Origin of the sequence: Parasegetibacter sp. NRK P23 (genome assembly GCF_023721715.1) — a bacterium.
GTDB lineage: Bacteria > Bacteroidota > Bacteroidia > Chitinophagales > Chitinophagaceae > Parasegetibacter.
On the sequence record NZ_JAMDLG010000001.1, the window covers coordinates 764598 to 780187 of the forward strand.

Consider the following 15590-nt stretch of genomic DNA (forward strand, 5'->3'; position numbering starts at 1 on the left):
TCATCCGTTTTGGTGCTCAAAAGTAGGAAGAACGGAGCAACCATTTATACAGTATTTTCACCTATAGATCCATTCGTTTGAACAGGCGGTCGTTTTGCGGTGCTGTTCCACTCATAAGCCGCATGGATCAATTCTTCCAGGCGCTCATAAAAGAACAACAGGTCGGCCCTGCTTTTCGCTTGCTGGAAAAGCGGATGCTCAGCCCCCAGCGCTGCTGTGAGCCAGTTCCAAAGCAGTTCCCTTGTATCATCGGGATGGAAGTCATCGAAAAAAGCATTTACCACGCGCTGGTATTCATTCCAGCGGATTTCGTTCAATGGGCAGGGATATGCCTGCCCCTGATCGGCAGCCTTGTTCACGGCACTCATACAGATAGAGGTTTGGTTAACGTGTTGGCGGAACAAGCAATTGCTACAGGATCAGTTTTTTACTGAACGGACAAATGTTTTTTCACCTACATATTGCGCCGGTATTGCCCACCCACCTCATACAAAGCATGGGTAATCTGCCCGAGCGAACAGTATTTCACCGTATCCATCAGCACTTCGAACAGGTTGTTTTCCTGCACGGCGGCTGCTTTCAGCAGTTGCAGTTTTTGTTCCGAAATACTTGCATTCCTGTGGTGGAAAGAGCGCAGGTTGTTGATCTGACGCTCCTTTTCTTCTTCAGAGCTACGGATCACTTCGTTGGGAATTGTGGTGGGACTTCCCTTTTTATTCAAAAAAGTATTCACGCCAATAATAGGCATTTCTCCTGAATGTTTCAACATTTCATAATGCAAACTTTCTTCCTGAATTTTATTGCGCTGGTACATACGCTCCATGGCGCCAAGCACGCCACCTCTATCGGAGATGCGCTCAAACTCAAGCAGCACAGCCTCTTCAACGAGGTCCGTCAATTCTTCAATCAGGAAAGAACCCTGGATAAAATTTTCCGTCTTAGCGGTACCGAGTTCGCGGTTGATGATCAATTGTATCGCCATGGCCCTGCGCACACTTTCTTCCGTAGGCGTTGTAATAGCCTCGTCATATGCATTGGTATGAAGACTATTGCAGTTATCATAAATCGCGTACAGCGCCTGCAAGGTAGTCCGGATATCATTGAAATCAATTTCCTGCGCATGCAGGCTTCGGCCGCTGGTTTGAATATGGTACTTCAATTTCTGGCTCCTGTCGTTGCCCTTGTACAATCCTTTAATCGCCTTTGCCCAGATGCGCCTGGCCACACGACCGATCACGCTATATTCAGGATCCATCCCATTGGAGAAGAAGAAGGATAGATTAGGAGCGAAGGCATCGATGTGCATCCCGCGGCTCAGGTAATATTCCACGTACGTAAATCCATTGGACAGTGTAAAGGCCAGTTGCGTAATGGGATTTGCACCCGCTTCCGCGATGTGGTAACCACTGATGGAGACACTGTAGAAATTACGGACCTCATGCTGTATAAAATACGACTGCACATCGCCCATTAAACGGAGCGCGAACTCGGTGCTGAAAATGCAGGTATTCTGTGCCTGGTCCTCTTTCAGGATATCGGCCTGAACGGTGCCGCGCACTTGTGAAAGGGTTCGTTTCCTGATTTCGTTGTACACTTCCGGTGGCAGCACCTCATCGCCTGAAAGTCCCAGTAAGGCAGGCGTTTCCGTTACGCCCTGCACAGCACCGCTGTTGTGGTAAACCGGTCGTTCAAACCTTGTACCGTATTTGCGCTCATATGCCTCATTCACCAAATGCTGCAACCCATTCTCCTGAATATATTTTTCGCACTGCTGATCGATGGCGGTATTCAGGAAGAAGGCCAGCAGCATGGGCGCGGGCCCATTAATGGTCATGCTTACAGAGGTCTTCGGATCACAAAGATCGAAGCCCGCGTACAGTTTTTTGGCATCGTCCACGGTAGCGATACTCACCCCCGCGTTGCCGATCTTTCCAAAAATATCGGGACGATGGTCGGGATCTTCTCCGTACAGTGTAACAGAGTCGAATGCGGTAGACAATCTTTTGGCCGGCTGATCGGAAGACAAATAATGGAACCGTTTATTGGTGCGTTCCGGACCACCCTCTCCCGCGAACATCCTCGTAGGATCTTCTTCCGCTCTTTTCAGTGGAAAAACACCTGCTGTATAAGGGAATTCACCGGGCAGGTTTTCCTGGAGTTGCCATTTCAGCAGATCGCCCCAGTCCTTATACTTTGGCAACACCACACGTGGTACCCGCGTTCCGCTTAATGAGGTTGTGGTAAGCGGTTGTTTGAACACCTTATCCCGTACCTGGTATTCAAAATAATCCCCTGCATATTGTAGAACAAGTTTTGGCCACGCTTCCAGCAGTTTCAGGTTGGAAGGTTCCAGTTGCTTCAACAATTCTTCCCTGACCACTTTGACCCCGTTACTTACCACCGCATCCTTTACCAGCGCCATCGTTCCTTCGAGCTGATACAACTGAGAGGCTAGTGCGGCCTGCTCTTTCACCCAATTATCGTAAGCCCTGTTGTGCTCTGCGATCTCGGAGAGATAGCGCACTCTTTTGGCCGGGATGATATGCGGATGGGTTACTTCCACTTTTGCGGCTTCATCGGGGATTTCACCAAATACAACCCCCGTTTTTTCACGGATCAGCGTTATGAGTTTCGCGAACAACCTGTTCACCCCCGCGTCGTTGAATTGCGCGGCAATCGTGCCGATCACCGGGAGCGTTTCATCTTTCGCGGTAAAAAGCTGGTGGTTGCGTTTGTATTGTTTTCTAACCTCCATCAATGCGTCCAACGCGCCGTTCTTATCAAATTTATTGATGGCGATCACATCGGCGTAATCGAGCATATTGATCTTTTCCAACTGGCTGGCCGCGCCGTATTCAGGCGTCATCACATACAAACTCAGGTCACAGAAATCAAGGATGGACGCGTCGCTCTGCCCCACCCCGGCGCTTTCCAGTACAATCATATCGAAGGCGGCGGCACGGCAGATATTGATGGCATCCTGCACCGAAGCGCTGAGTGCCACATCACTCTCTCTTGTGGCGAGTGAACGCATATAAGCACGCGGGGAATGAATACTGTTCATCCTGATCCTGTCGCCCAACAAAGCGCCACCCGTTTTTTTCCTGGAGGGATCCACTGAGATTACCGCGATGGTTTTATCAGGAAAGCTATGCAGGAAGCGGCGTACAAGTTCATCGGTCACGGAAGATTTTCCCGCCCCGCCCGTACCTGTAATGCCTAAAACAGGAATCGTTTCTTTCGGAGTGGTTGCCCATTCAGGCATATCGTTTTCCCGGATGCCCAGTTCGGCCATCGTTATGGCCCTGGCAATTTTACGGATATCCTTTACTTCATTTAAAACGGTGCTGTGTTCCCACGTCTGTTCCGCTTCCCAGAATCCATCGCGCTGCACCTTATCTTCGACCTCTCCCATTGCCACTGCAACTTTCTTCGTTTTACTGTACTGCTGTGGCTTTGAAAGGTGGATCACCTCTTCAATCATTCCTTCCAGCCCCATCTTCCGCCCATCATCAGGAGAATATATTTTAGTGATCCCATAAGCATGAAGTTCATCGATCTCTTCAGGGAGAATGGTTCCGCCACCGCCGCCGAATATCCGGATATGCCCGCAGCCCTGCTGGTCGAGCAGGTCCTTCATGTATTTAAAGAATTCCAGGTGTCCGCCCTGGTAACTGGTAATCGCTATTCCGTGCGCATCCTCTTCTATAGCGGCTTCCACGATCTCGGCCACGGAGCGGTTGTGCCCGAGGTGAATGATCTCCGCGCCTTTCATCTGCATGATCCGGCGCATGATATTGATGGCGGCATCATGTCCGTCAAACAAAGCTGCTGCTGTAACGATCCTGATCTTTTCTTCTTCGATGCGTTTCATACCTGGCAATTCATATTAATGAATTGTAAAAATAGGACAAAAAACTAATGACTGTTAGCATTACCTTGCCGCAAAAATTTCATAGCCTATTCAAAATGTTCTAAGTTTAGTTTGCTAAAGGACAAAAAAGGCCAATAGGGTAATTCAATCAATTCAAAACATACACTATTTGAGCAGGATGATGGATCATATTACAGCAAGATTCATTTTCCCTCAAAAAAATTAGCATCGCATGAAACTGATCAGATTTGGAAAGGCAGGCCAGGAACAACCGGGCGTTCAACTGGAAGATGGCCGCAGGTTAAATGTTACAGCATTCGGTCAAGATTACAATGAAGCATTTTTTGGCGGAGATGGCATTGAAAGACTGGCTGCCTGGCTGAAAGAAAACCAGGACAAATGCCCTGAAATTTCAAAGCAAGAAAGGCTGGGCCCACCATTGGTTCGCCCCTCCAAAATCGTATGTATCGGCCTGAACTATTCTGATCACGCGGCTGAAAGTAAGATGCAGGTGCCCGCTGAGCCCATCGTTTTCTTCAAAGCCACTTCATCCATTGTTGGCCCGAACGATGCCCTAGTGATCCCGAAAAACTCCACAAAAACCGACTGGGAAGTAGAGTTGGCGCTGGTAATCGGTAAAAAAGCATCTTATGTTTCAGAAGCCGACGCAATCCAGCACATCGCCGGCTATGTATTGCACAACGATTACAGTGAACGCGCCTTCCAACTGGAAAGAGGCGGCCAATGGGTGAAAGGAAAAAGCTGCGACACCTTCGCGCCGCTTGGCCCCTGGATCGCTACCGCTGACGAGATCACCGATCCGGGAAATCTGCGTTTATGGCTTACCGTTAACGGCAAAACCATGCAGGACGGCAACACCAAGAACCTCATCTTCAGCCTGCCTTTTCTCGTGTCCTACCTCAGCCAGTTTATGACCCTGCTCCCGGGTGACGTCATCACCACCGGAACACCGGCCGGCGTTGGACTGGGCATGAAGCCGAATCCCATTTACCTGAAAGCGGGTGACGTGGTGGAACTGGGCATAGATGGCCTGGGAAGCAGCAAACAGGTGGCCGAAGACTGGAAGGGCCAATAAATTTATAGTAAAGCGCAAAATACTACAGGAATGCGTCAATGCCTGGCCTTAGATTTGAAAGATGATCCTGAACTGATCGCGGAATATGAAGCGTACCACCGGAAAGTGTGGCCGGAAATACTGGAAAGTATCCGCGCACAAGGCATCCGCTCCATGGAAATATACCGTACGGGAAACCGGCTTTTCATGATCACCGAAACGGATGAGTTACCCGCACCGGACTTAGGATCTGGCGGGGATGACATTCATCCCAAAGTACAGGAATGGGAAGAATTGATGTGGAAATTTCAATATCCCCTGCCCTGGGCAAAAGAAGGTGAAAAGTGGGTGCCGATGAACCGGATCTTTTCGCTGAACGAACAGGAATAAATGCAGCAATGCTTTGCATATTTGAATTATCAGTCTGAAAGCTCCCCGGTCTAATTTGCAGTCCGGGGAGTTTCCGCAAAAAAACAACGATGCTTGACACACATGTACACTTCTGGAAATACGATAAAGTCCGCGACGCATGGATCACGGACGACATGAAACTGCTGCAGCAGGACTATCTTCCACAACAACTTCAGTCGGTACTGAACAACAACGGCCTCAATGGATGCATCGCCGTTCAGGCCGATCAAAGCGAAGTGGAGACCCATTTCCTGGTGGAGCTTGCCCGGAAATATCCGTTTATTAAAGGTGTGGTGGGCTGGATAGACCTGTTGAACCCCGACCTGGATCAACGGCTCAACCATTTCCTCGAATTCCCCGAAATCAAGGGATGGCGGCATGTGGCCCAGGGTGAAGCAGATGATTTTCTTTCCAGGAAAGAAGTGATCAATGGCATCCGCACGGTAACCGATGCCGGCTATTCCTACGACATACTCATTTACGCGCGGCAACTTCCGGCGGCCATCCAACTGGTGAACGCCCTGCCCGAAGCTAACTTTATACTCGACCATTGCGCCAAACCCGATATCAGGAACAAAGAGATCAAGGGCTGGGCGAAAGGCATCCGGGAAATCGCGCAACACCCCGGTGTGAGCTGCAAACTTTCGGGTTTGTTTACGGAAGCACATTGGAAACAGTGGAGTCCCGCGGATTTCTATCCTTACCTTGACGTGGTATTTGAATCATTTGGTACCAACCGGCTAATGTTCGGCAGCGACTGGCCGGTGATCCTGGTTTCAGGCATGTATGTGCAGTGGAAAAGTCTGTTGCTTAAATACATGGAAAATATGGAGGAAGAAATGATTGAAGCCATAATGGGCGGGAACGCGCAACGCATTTACAGAACCGAAATATAATACAATATGGATTTGGGCATTCAGGGAAAAGTTTTCATTGTAACGGGCGGAGCCAAAGGAATTGGCGGGGCCATCAGCAAATGTATTGCAGCAGAAGGTGGCACCGTTGTAGTGGCCGGAAGAGATGCGGACGACAATGCGAAGATCGCCGGGGAAATTGAAACCGCGGGCGGAAAAGTGGCCACTGTAGCCGTCGAATTGGGCGAAGTGGAAGCGTGTAAAAATGTGATCGCCTTCACCGTAGAAAAGTTCGGCCGGATCGACGGACTCGTGAACAATGCCGGCGTGAACGATGGTTGCGGGCTTGAAAGCGGCTCTCCCGAAAAGTTCATGCAAAGCATTCAGAAAAACCTCAGTCATTATTATAACCTGGCGCATTTCGCGCTTCCTTACCTCAAAGAAAGTAAAGGCGCTATCGTGAACGTTGGCTCGAAGGTGGCGGAAACTGGTCAGGGCAATACTTCGGGTTACGCCGCCAGCAAAGGAGGCGTGAACGCGCTTACCCGCGAATGGGCCGTGGAACTGCTGCCTTTCGGTATCCGTGTAAACACCGTGAACCCGGCGGAGGTATGGACACCACTTTATGAAAAATGGATCAAATCCCTGCCCAATTCAGAAGAGAAACTCGCGCAGATCGTTTCCAAAATACCATTGGAAAACCGGATGACCACTTCCGAAGAAATCGCCGATGCCGTGGTGTTCCTGCTCAGTAAACGTTCCTCGCACACCACAGGACAGATATTCTATCCCGATGGCGGATACACGCACCTCGACCGCTCCATCTCTTAATAACCCTTCAACCAAGTTGCACGCTATATGGCACTTCCCACCAACACCACCGTTCCCGCGAAAAGCATTACCGGATCGAAAGCCCTGCTGCCACTGATCCTGGTGATCAGCCTGTTCTTCTTCTGGGGATTTATTCATAACCTCGATCCTATATTGATCGCGCATTTGAGGAAAACTTTCCAGTTAAACACATTACAGGCGTCGCTCGTGGATTTCGCGGTTTTCATTGCTTACTTCGCCATGGCCTTACCCGCGGGTTTGCTGATGAAAAAAATGGGGTATAAGTATGGGATTATATTTGGGCTGATTCTGTTTGCATCCGGCGCATTGCTCTTTTTGCCAGCCGCTAACTTTCATAGCTACGGTATCTTCCTTGCTGCACTTTTCATTATTGCCAGCGGCCTGACTTTCCTCGAAACAGCCGCCAATCCTTATGTTACCGTATTGGGGGCGCCGGAAAGCGCCACTTTCAGGCTCAACTTCGCGCAATCTTTCAATGGACTGGCAGCATTCCTCGCACCCTTATTCGGAAGGAACTTTATTCTGTCCGGCAAAGAAATCACGGATGCTGAAATCGCGGCAATGGCGCCCGACATCAGGCAGGCGTATTTTGAAATGGAAGCATCGAGTGTAAAGATGCCATTCCTCATCCTGGGACTAATTCTGATCCTGGTTGCTATCCTCTTTTTCTTTACCAAGCTTCCGGATATTAAAGACGAAGAAGGATCGGGCGGGATTGCCAGCGCCTGGAAACACAAACGCCTCAAATGGGGCGTAATGGCGCAGTTCTTTTATGTTGGCGCCCAGGTTTGTGTATTCAGCTTTTTTATTTTGTACGCCAGCAAAGCGGGAAATATCACGGAAAAAACGGCCGCCATTTACCTGAGTAGTTGCGGGCTGGCCTTTATGCTGGGGCGGTTTGCGGGCACATTCCTGATGAAATACATTGCCCCGGTGAAATTACTGTTCCTCTATGCAGTGATTAACATCGCACTATCTGCAATGGCCATTTTCTTCGGTGGAATCACCGCCATAGTAGCAGTTGTAGGCATTACATTTTTCATGAGCATCATGTTTCCCACAATATTCTCATTGGGCATTGAAGGCCTTGGAAAAGATACAAAAATGGGCTCCAGTCTTATCATCATGGCCATCGTTGGCGGCGCACTGCTGCCTCTGCTATTCGCATTCATCACGGATAAAACCGGTAATATCCAATACGGCTACTTCGTGCCCCTGATCTGTTTCGGCATGATCGCGCTTTTCGCGAAGAAAGTTCAACAACCTAATTTTGCATAAACGACTTATATGTTCTCATTGTCTCATAAAACGGCCGTGATCACCGGAGGTGGAAGCGGTATAGGAAAAGCGATCGCCCTTTTGTTTGCGCGCCAGGGTGCTGATGTGTATGTGTTGGATATGGATGAAACCGGCGGCACATCCGTATGCCGTGAAATTATTGAGAAAGGAGGGATCGCCGCGTACAGAAAATGCAATGTATCCAGCGGCTCCGACGTAAAAGCGGTGATGGATGATATCAACCGCATGGCGGGCAAGATCAGTATTCTCGTCAACAACGCGGGCATCGCCCATATCGGGAATATTGAAACCACTTCAGAAACGGATCTCACCCGACTGATGGACGTCAACATCAAAGGTGTTTTCAACTGTACCCAAAGTGCCATCCCCTACATGAAACAACATGGTGGCGCTATTCTCAACATGGCTTCTATTGCTTCTTCCGTAGGCATTCCCGACCGGTTCGCTTATTCCATGACGAAAGGCGCCGTGGTAGGCATGACCCTTTCCATCGCCAAAGATTACCTTACGCAAAACATCCGCTGCAACTGTATTTCTCCTGCGCGGGTGCATACGCCTTTTGTAGATGGCTTCCTGGCAAAAAACTATCCTGGTAAAGAAGCGGAGATGTTCGAGCAATTATCCAAAACGCAACCCATCGGCCGGATGGCCACGCCTGAAGAGATAGCGGCGCTGGCCCTTTACCTCTGCTCCGATGAAGCCGCTTTTGTTTCCGGTTGCGATTACCCGATAGATGGCGGGTTCATTACTTTAAACAACTAACAGCCTAAACGTTGCGCCGTAGCGTCGTTGCGAGAGATTTTAAAAAAGTATTTCTCGCAGATTGCTTCATGCCTCGCAACGACGCTACGGCGCAACGCGTGAAAAGTTTCAGTTAAAGCGCTGCAATTACGCTGATCTCAACGTTTACATTGCGGGGAAGTGTTTTCACAGCAACCGTTTCGCGTGCGGGGTAATCCCCGGTGAAATAACTACCATATACTTCGTTCACTTCGGCGAACAAACTCATATCGCTCAAAAAGATGGTTGTTTTTACCACGTTGTCGAAACCTGCACCGGCTTCAGTGAGCACAGCTTCCAGGTTCTTCATCACCTGGTGTGCTTCGGCCTGGAGTGTCTCCATTACCAGATTACCGGTAGCGGGATCGAAAGCGACCTGTCCGGATACAAACAGGAGGTTTCCGGCTTTAACAGCCTGGCTGTAAGGTCCTATGGGAGCGGGCGCATTGTTGGTTTGAATGATCTGCTTTTGCATGAATGGAATTTTTGAGGGGGCTAAAATCGCTTATCCTGCATCAAATAACAAACCTATTTTTGCCAAAATATTTCTATGCAACTGGTTGTGCTTGCCAATGCCATTCAAAAGGAACAATGGGCCGGAAAGGAGCATCCTTCCGTTCAATGGATTACGGAACCCGATGAACTGGCTGCTTTCAAAGCGGATGTATACATTGATATGCTGTTTGAGCACGAACCCCAACGGGTAGCCCTGCTCAACGCGGTTGCTCCCGCTACGGTTATTGTGAACGCCGTGGCACTCACAGGCGCTGAACTTCCAGCCTCATTTGTACGCTTCAACGGATGGCCAGGCGCTGAAAAGAACCCCGCCGTGGAAATTGCCGGAAATGATGACAGGATTGAGATGGCGGCAGCCGCATTTGAATTGTTGCAGAAACGGGTGATTAAGGTGCCCGATGTTCCGGGCATGATCGCCCCGCGCACTATCGCCATGATTGTAAACGAAGCATATTTCGCCTGGGGTGAAGGCGTGAGCACGAAAGCTGAAATTGATACCGCCATGCAACTGGGCACCAATTATCCTTACGGACCATTCGCCTGGAGTGAACAGATCGGGCTGGAAAAAATTTACCGGCTCCTGCAGCAACTCGCGGCCACAGATGAACGATATTTGCCTGCTCCGGCAATGGAACTGGAAATGAACTCCCGACTATGATTCTACTGATTGATACCGCCCTCTCCTCCGCACACGTAAGCCTGGCCAGCGAAGGCAGGATCGTGGCCACGAAAACCAGCGCGAACCAGAAAGAACACGCTTCCTTCATTCAACCCGCCATCGCGGAACTTTTAAAAGAAACGGGTACAACATGGGAAGCCATAAAAGCCGTGGCGGTAAGCAATGGCCCCGGATCTTATACGGGGCTACGGGTAGGACTGGCAACAGCGAAAGGCATCTGCTTCGCCAGAAATATCCCGTTGATCTGCCTCAGTACCCTCCGCATTGTGGCCGGTGCATGGCTCGCAGAAAATAAACATGATAAAAATCACTCATTTTTCGTGGTGCCGATGATTGATGCCCGCAGAATGGAGGTATACACCGCGGTTTATGATCAGGATATGAATGAAGTCGTTGGGCCTTCGGCACTCATTCTTTCAGAAGAAAGTTATCGTGATCAGCTAGATGCGCATCCCACCTATTTTATCGGTGACGGCAGCCCCAAATGGGCAAACTTATGCACACAAACGACCGCTTCTTTCCCTACAAACACGCAGGAAACCGCATTTTATATGGCCCTGATGGCCACCGAATCCTTTAATATGCAGGATTTTAACGATTTGGCCTATGCTGAACCATTCTATATCAAGGACTTCCATACCACAGCTCTATCCAAGCGGTAACGATTCGTTAAAATCTTAACAATTCGGGATCAGGGTTGTATCTTTGCGAGGATATTCTAATGTATAACCGATATAGGAAAAATTTAATATCTTATTTACGATGATTACCTCTGCGCCGTATTCGATGATTTTGAACGCATCCGGAAAGGAAGAAAATGCTGTGAAGCTGGATTTCATCAATCTGAAGAAAGCAGCCCTCGTGCTCCGCTCCCTGAACCACAAACTCCGTCAGCAGATCCTGAAGTTGATTGATGAGAGCGGCAAAATGACCGTTACCGAAATATATGTAAAGCTCCGTCTCGAGCAATCCGTGGCCTCTCAGCACCTCGCTATTCTCCGCAGAGCGGGTATCGTGAACACTGAAAGAGACGGGAAATTCATTTATTACACCGTAAATACAGCAAGAATCCAGGATATCAGCGCTTTTGTGGAACAACTGGTGGCGAAATAATCTCCGATTCGTACAAAATATAGCGGAACTGGTCGAAAGGCGGTTCCGCTTTTTATTTACAGAAGGTAAGTTTGTGGAAATTACAAATTACAAGATATGTTTATAAAGCAACTATATACTTCCTGCCTCAGTGAGGCCGCCTATTACATTGAAAGTGAGGGCGAAGCAGCCGTGATTGACCCACTCCGGGAAACGGAACCCTACCTGACCCTGGCGGCAGAGCGGAAGGCCACCATCAAATATGTTTTTGAAACGCATTTCCACGCCGATTTCGTGAGCGGTCATATCGACCTGGGAAAGGCTACAGGCGCACCCATTGTTTTCGGTCCCAATACCGAAACACGCTACTCCATCCACAAAGCAAAAGACGGTGAGGTTTTCGAACTCGGCAAGGTGAGCATAGAAGTATTGCACACACCGGGACATACACTGGAATCCACCTGCTACCTGTTGCGTGATGAGGCTGGTACGGCACATGCGATCTTCACCGGCGATACTTTATTTGTGGGCGATGTTGGCCGCCCCGACCTGAGCAGCGGCAACCTTTCCAGGGAGGAACTGGCATCCATGATGTACGATTCCCTTCAAAACAAAATTCTGCCCCTGCCCGATTCCGTACTGCTGTACCCGGCGCATGGCCCAGGCAGTAGTTGCGGGAAAAACCTCGGCCCCAATACGCACAGCACCATTGGCGACGAAAAACAATCCAATTATGCCCTGCAACCACAGAGCAGGGAAGATTTTATAAAGGCCGTTACCGACGGACTTACCGCCCCCCCGCAGTATTTCCCGATCAACGCGCGCATCAACAAAGAAGGGTACGATCCTATTCATGAAGTACTTGAAAAAGGACTTACGCCCCTTGATCCCGCCCAGGTGAAAACCCTCTCGAAAGAAACGGATGCGATTATCCTGGATACACGTCCCGGCGGCGTTTTCATGGAGGGATTCGTGCCTGGCTCCATATTCATCGGGTTGGAAGGCCGCTTCGCGGAATGGGCCGGCAGCCTGCTTCCTTTCCACCAGCCGTTGATCATTGTGGCGGAAGCCGGAAAAGAAGAAGAATCTGTACTCCGGCTGGCCCGCGTTGGATTCGACCAGTTCCTCGGTTACCTGAAAGGCGGTTTTGAAGCCTGGAGAGATGCCGGTAACACTGTTGATATGGTCATCAATATTGAAGCCGACGAGTTCGCGATGGATATCCCCTTCGATGAAAACATGGTGGTGATGGATGTGCGCAAGGAAATGGAATACGCCGATGGGCATGTAAAAGATGCCGTGAATGTTCCGCTGGATACAATGATGGACCTGGCTACGCTGGCCCAGGTAGAAGAAAACGATAATGTTTACCTGCATTGCGCCAGCGGCTACCGCAGCGTAATTGCCGCCTCGCTGATGAAAAGACAGGGTATCCATAACATCCGAAATATTGCCGGAGGATATAAAGCCATTAAAGAACAGGAGAAGATTGAGATTGTGAAAGACAGCAGTGTGTTGAATTAATTTTTCCCCCCTGAATATATGAAATCCCTCATGGTTATTTCCGTGGGGGATTTTTTATTGAATGAGTTTCCGAAGTCCTTCAAACCTCTTAAAACAGTACCGCAATAAATAACGATTTCACTCAGCATAGTAATAAAAGGAGCTATTCTCCGCTACGATATTTCTCCCAATCATGTTTCCACCTGCGGTGGCTCCACAACCAGTTCTCCGGCTGCCGACGAATATTATCTTCCAGGTAACGGACAAACTTTGTGGTCAATTCACCTTCTGGTGTATCCGCAGGGTTTTCTTCCACCAGTTCCAGCACACAATTGTAATACCCGCGTTTCAATTTTTCGAAGCGGGCAAAAACGACGGGAATATTGTGTAGCCTGGCATTCTTCTCGGGACCTTTCACAAAAGGCGCCATCTTCGAAAAGAACATATGCCAGTAAGCCTTGTTCGGATCGGAAGGGTTCTGATCTGCCACCAGGCCCATGATGTATTGTGTATGCCTGTACGGCAGCATTTCCTGGCGCATGTTCCTCGCCGATAGCAGGATGGTGCCGCTTTTTTTCCGGAAGTATTTGAATAGCCTGTCTATGGCTTTGCTGGAGATTGGCTGGTAAACGCCGAGTAAAGTAAATTGCCCATTCTGGCCGAAGGCCACATTGGCCCACTCCCAGTTGAACTGATGTCCCAGGTGCACATGGCAACTTTTGCCTTTTGCATACAGTTCCGGCAACGGACCATAATCCATCCTGAAACGCTTCTGCAAGGTTCGTTTGCTCATGGAAAGCAGTTTCACCGCTTCCAGCCAGTTGTCGATGAAAGCCCGGTAAAACCGGCGGGCGATTTTTATTCTTTCCGCTTCGCTTTTTTCAGGGAACGCGATCGCCAGGTTCTGCAGCACTACTTTTTTGCGGTAACCAAAAACATAATACACCAGCACATATATAAAATCGGCCAGCCCGTACAACAACCAGAAAGGGAGCAGGGAAATGCCGTAGAAAAAGCCGAGTATCAGGTAATACATGCGCTAAAGTTAATGGTGCGTTACAGCACAATGTTTTGCAGCAGTTCCGATTTGCCGGGGAAATCCGTGTTGAAATGAAGTCCCCTACTCTCTTTCCGGAACTGGGCGCCTTTCACAATCAGATAGCCCACGGTGATGAGATTCCTCAATTCGCACAACTGCGGGGAAAGCACGCTGCTTTCGTACAACAGTTCGGTTTCCTCGTGCAGCAGGTCGAGTCTTTTGCTGGCGCGCTGCAAACGGATGCTGTTGCGCACGATCCCGACATAGTCGCTCATGATAGACTGCAATTCCTTTAAACTCTGCGTGATCAGGATCATTTCGCCGGGTTGTGCCGTGCCTGCCGCGTTCCAATCAGGAATATCATTTCTGAAGGAAAGCCGGTCTATATTTTCAATACTGTCCAGGTAGCAACGGTGCGAGAACACCATGGCTTCCAGCAGCGAATTGGAGGCAAGACGGTTGGCACCATGCAGGCCGGTGGAAGCGCATTCTCCAGCGGCGTACAGGTTCAGGATCGAGGTTCTCCCGAGTAGGTCGGTTTTAATACCACCACAACTGTAATGGGCCGCGGGCGCGACGGGGATCATCTGTTGGGCCACATCGATCCCGATGGAACGGCATTTTTCGTTGATGTTCGGGAAATGATCGCGGAACTTCTCCATATCCATGTGCCGGCAATCAAGGTAAACATGTTCGGTACCGTTGATCTTCATTTCGGAGTCGATGGCACGGGCCACGATATCCCTTGGTGCGAGGTCCTTTCTTTCATCATACTTCTCCATGAAGGCCTCACCTGCTTTGTTGCGCAGGATACCGCCATCACCGCGAACGGCTTCGGTAATCAGGAACGACGGGCTTACGCCCGGTTCGTACAATGCGGTGGGGTGAAACTGGATGAACTCCATGTTCTCGATCCTTCCCTTGGCCCGGTAAACCATGGCAACCCCGTCGCCGGTGGCTATCACAGGGTTGGTCGTGCTTCTGTACACCTGCCCGTTTCCTCCTGTGGCCAGCAGGGTAACTTTCGCAATGATCTTTTCAATGCGGTTGCTTTCCTGGTTCAATACATATACGCCGTAACAGGTGATATCAGGCGTGGCTTTAGTGACCAGGTAACCCAGGTGGTGCTGGGTGATCAGGTCCACCACGAAACAGTGTTTAATGAACCGGATGTTCGGTGTTTTTCCCACGGCTTCCAGCAGGGCCCGCTCCATCTCCTTCCCGGTGACATCTTTGTGGTGGAGAATTCGGAATTCTGAGTGTCCTCCTTCCTTTCCCAATTTAAAATCACCATCGGGTTCCTTGTCGAAGCGGGCGCCCCATTCAATGATCTCCCGGATGCGTTCGGGCCCTTCTTTCACCACGATTTCCACGGTTTCCGGGTTACACAATCCGTCTCCGGCAACCAGTGTATCCTGGATGTGTTTTTCGAAACTGTCATTCTCCAGGTCGGTTACGCCAGCGATGCCACCCTGTGCATATTTTGTATTCGTTTCGTCGGCCACGGTTTTGGTGATCACCAATACCTGTTTTTCGGGAAACTGCTGCGCCACTTTAAGGGCATACGTCAGGCCTGCAATGCCGGAGCCTATCACTAAAAAATCTGTCTGCATCAT

General features: G+C 49.7%; 15 protein-coding genes. 10 read left to right on the forward strand and 5 right to left on the reverse strand.

Annotated elements, in window-relative coordinates; all coding sequences use genetic code 11:
• Positions 1 to 44: 44 nt before the first annotated feature.
• Both M4J38_RS03045 and M4J38_RS03050 read right to left on the reverse strand, forming a co-directional pair.
• A complete protein-coding gene (locus M4J38_RS03045; RefSeq protein ID WP_251758055.1) occupies positions 45 to 368 on the reverse strand; it encodes a hypothetical protein in 324 nt (107 codons plus the stop codon).
• Positions 369 to 454: 86 nt separating this feature from the next.
• Complete coding sequence (locus M4J38_RS03050; RefSeq protein WP_251758056.1) at positions 455 to 3874, reverse strand: methylmalonyl-CoA mutase family protein; 3420 nt, start codon at positions 3872 to 3874, stop codon at positions 455 to 457.
• Between the two features lie 232 nt (positions 3875 to 4106).
• On the opposite strand from M4J38_RS03050, the gene M4J38_RS03055 reads away from it, so the two are divergent.
• From M4J38_RS03055 to M4J38_RS03080, 6 genes are all read left to right on the forward strand, one after another.
• Positions 4107 to 4970 (forward strand): fumarylacetoacetate hydrolase family protein, encoded by an 864-nt coding sequence (locus tag M4J38_RS03055; RefSeq protein WP_251758057.1) that lies wholly within the window; start codon positions 4107 to 4109, stop codon positions 4968 to 4970.
• Between the two features lie 30 nt (positions 4971 to 5000).
• Positions 5001 to 5339, forward strand: coding sequence for an L-rhamnose mutarotase (locus M4J38_RS03060; RefSeq protein WP_251758058.1), 339 nt, complete (start codon positions 5001 to 5003; stop codon positions 5337 to 5339).
• 89 nt (positions 5340 to 5428) lie between these two features.
• On the forward strand, positions 5429 to 6256 hold the full coding sequence (locus M4J38_RS03065) for an amidohydrolase (protein ID WP_251758059.1): 828 nt from the start codon (positions 5429 to 5431) through the stop codon (positions 6254 to 6256).
• Between the two features lie 6 nt (positions 6257 to 6262).
• On the forward strand, positions 6263 to 7045 hold the full coding sequence (locus M4J38_RS03070; protein ID WP_251758060.1) for an SDR family oxidoreductase: 783 nt from the start codon (positions 6263 to 6265) through the stop codon (positions 7043 to 7045).
• Positions 7046 to 7072: 27 nt separating this feature from the next.
• On the forward strand, positions 7073 to 8344 hold the full coding sequence (fucP, locus tag M4J38_RS03075; protein WP_251758061.1) for an L-fucose:H+ symporter permease: 1272 nt from the start codon (positions 7073 to 7075) through the stop codon (positions 8342 to 8344).
• Positions 8345 to 8353: 9 nt separating this feature from the next.
• Positions 8354 to 9127 carry an SDR family NAD(P)-dependent oxidoreductase gene (locus M4J38_RS03080; RefSeq protein ID WP_251758062.1) on the forward strand — a complete coding sequence of 258 codons (774 nt, stop codon included), beginning with the start codon at positions 8354 to 8356 and terminating at the stop codon, positions 9125 to 9127.
• Between the two features lie 112 nt (positions 9128 to 9239).
• Here M4J38_RS03080 and M4J38_RS03085 read toward each other — a convergent pair whose 3' ends face one another.
• Entirely contained in the window at positions 9240 to 9620 is a 381-nt protein-coding gene (locus M4J38_RS03085; RefSeq protein ID WP_251758063.1) for a RidA family protein, read from the reverse strand.
• 75 nt (positions 9621 to 9695) lie between these two features.
• On the opposite strand from M4J38_RS03085, the gene M4J38_RS03090 reads away from it, so the two are divergent.
• The 4 genes from M4J38_RS03090 to M4J38_RS03105 all read left to right on the forward strand — a co-directional run bounded on the left by M4J38_RS03090 (position 9696) and on the right by M4J38_RS03105 (position 12956).
• Positions 9696 to 10319: a 3-hydroxyacyl-CoA dehydrogenase family protein gene (locus M4J38_RS03090; protein WP_251758064.1), complete on the forward strand. Its 624-nt coding sequence runs from the start codon at positions 9696 to 9698 to the stop codon at positions 10317 to 10319.
• Complete coding sequence (gene tsaB / locus M4J38_RS03095; RefSeq protein WP_251758065.1) at positions 10316 to 11002, forward strand: tRNA (adenosine(37)-N6)-threonylcarbamoyltransferase complex dimerization subunit type 1 TsaB; 687 nt, start codon at positions 10316 to 10318, stop codon at positions 11000 to 11002. The genes M4J38_RS03090 and tsaB overlap by 4 nt, the downstream gene beginning before the upstream one ends.
• 100 nt (positions 11003 to 11102) lie before the next feature.
• The gene (locus M4J38_RS03100) at positions 11103 to 11453 is read left to right on the forward strand and encodes a helix-turn-helix transcriptional regulator (protein ID WP_251758066.1); all 351 of its coding nucleotides are present in this window, start codon (positions 11103 to 11105) and stop codon (positions 11451 to 11453) included.
• Between the two features lie 96 nt (positions 11454 to 11549).
• Complete coding sequence (locus tag M4J38_RS03105) at positions 11550 to 12956, forward strand: rhodanese-like domain-containing protein (protein WP_251758067.1); 1407 nt, start codon at positions 11550 to 11552, stop codon at positions 12954 to 12956.
• A gap of 142 nt (positions 12957 to 13098) precedes the next feature.
• On the opposite strand, the gene M4J38_RS03110 is transcribed toward M4J38_RS03105, so the two are convergent.
• Together M4J38_RS03110 and nadB are read right to left on the reverse strand one after the other, a co-directional pair.
• Entirely contained in the window at positions 13099 to 13971 is an 873-nt protein-coding gene (locus tag M4J38_RS03110; protein ID WP_251758068.1) for a lysophospholipid acyltransferase family protein, read from the reverse strand.
• A 20-nt stretch (positions 13972 to 13991) separates the two neighbouring features.
• Positions 13992 to 15590, reverse strand: coding sequence for an L-aspartate oxidase (gene nadB, locus M4J38_RS03115; protein WP_251758069.1), 1599 nt, complete (start codon positions 15588 to 15590; stop codon positions 13992 to 13994).

Bases quoted from the DNA above. Each gene is read 5' to 3' on its own strand.
- M4J38_RS03045 (WP_251758055.1), bottom strand. From the start codon at position 368: ATGAGTGCCGTGAACAAGGCTGCCGATCAGGGGCAGGCATATCCCTGC.
- M4J38_RS03050 (WP_251758056.1), bottom strand. From the start codon at position 3,874: ATGAAACGCATCGAAGAAGAAAAGATCAGGATCGTTACAGCAGCAGCT.
- M4J38_RS03055 (WP_251758057.1), top strand. From the start codon at position 4,107: ATGAAACTGATCAGATTTGGAAAGGCAGGCCAGGAACAACCGGGCGTT.
- M4J38_RS03060 (WP_251758058.1), top strand. From the start codon at position 5,001: ATGCGTCAATGCCTGGCCTTAGATTTGAAAGATGATCCTGAACTGATC.
- M4J38_RS03065 (WP_251758059.1), top strand. From the start codon at position 5,429: ATGCTTGACACACATGTACACTTCTGGAAATACGATAAAGTCCGCGAC.
- M4J38_RS03070 (WP_251758060.1), top strand. From the start codon at position 6,263: ATGGATTTGGGCATTCAGGGAAAAGTTTTCATTGTAACGGGCGGAGCC.
- fucP (WP_251758061.1), top strand. From the start codon at position 7,073: ATGGCACTTCCCACCAACACCACCGTTCCCGCGAAAAGCATTACCGGA.
- M4J38_RS03080 (WP_251758062.1), top strand. From the start codon at position 8,354: ATGTTCTCATTGTCTCATAAAACGGCCGTGATCACCGGAGGTGGAAGC.
- M4J38_RS03085 (WP_251758063.1), bottom strand. From the start codon at position 9,620: ATGCAAAAGCAGATCATTCAAACCAACAATGCGCCCGCTCCCATAGGA.
- M4J38_RS03090 (WP_251758064.1), top strand. From the start codon at position 9,696: ATGCAACTGGTTGTGCTTGCCAATGCCATTCAAAAGGAACAATGGGCC.
- tsaB (WP_251758065.1), top strand. From the start codon at position 10,316: ATGATTCTACTGATTGATACCGCCCTCTCCTCCGCACACGTAAGCCTG.
- M4J38_RS03100 (WP_251758066.1), top strand. From the start codon at position 11,103: ATGATTACCTCTGCGCCGTATTCGATGATTTTGAACGCATCCGGAAAG.
- M4J38_RS03105 (WP_251758067.1), top strand. From the start codon at position 11,550: ATGTTTATAAAGCAACTATATACTTCCTGCCTCAGTGAGGCCGCCTAT.
- M4J38_RS03110 (WP_251758068.1), bottom strand. From the start codon at position 13,971: ATGTATTACCTGATACTCGGCTTTTTCTACGGCATTTCCCTGCTCCCT.
- nadB (WP_251758069.1), bottom strand. From the start codon at position 15,590: ATGATGCAGACAGATTTTTTAGTGATAGGCTCCGGCATTGCAGGCCTG.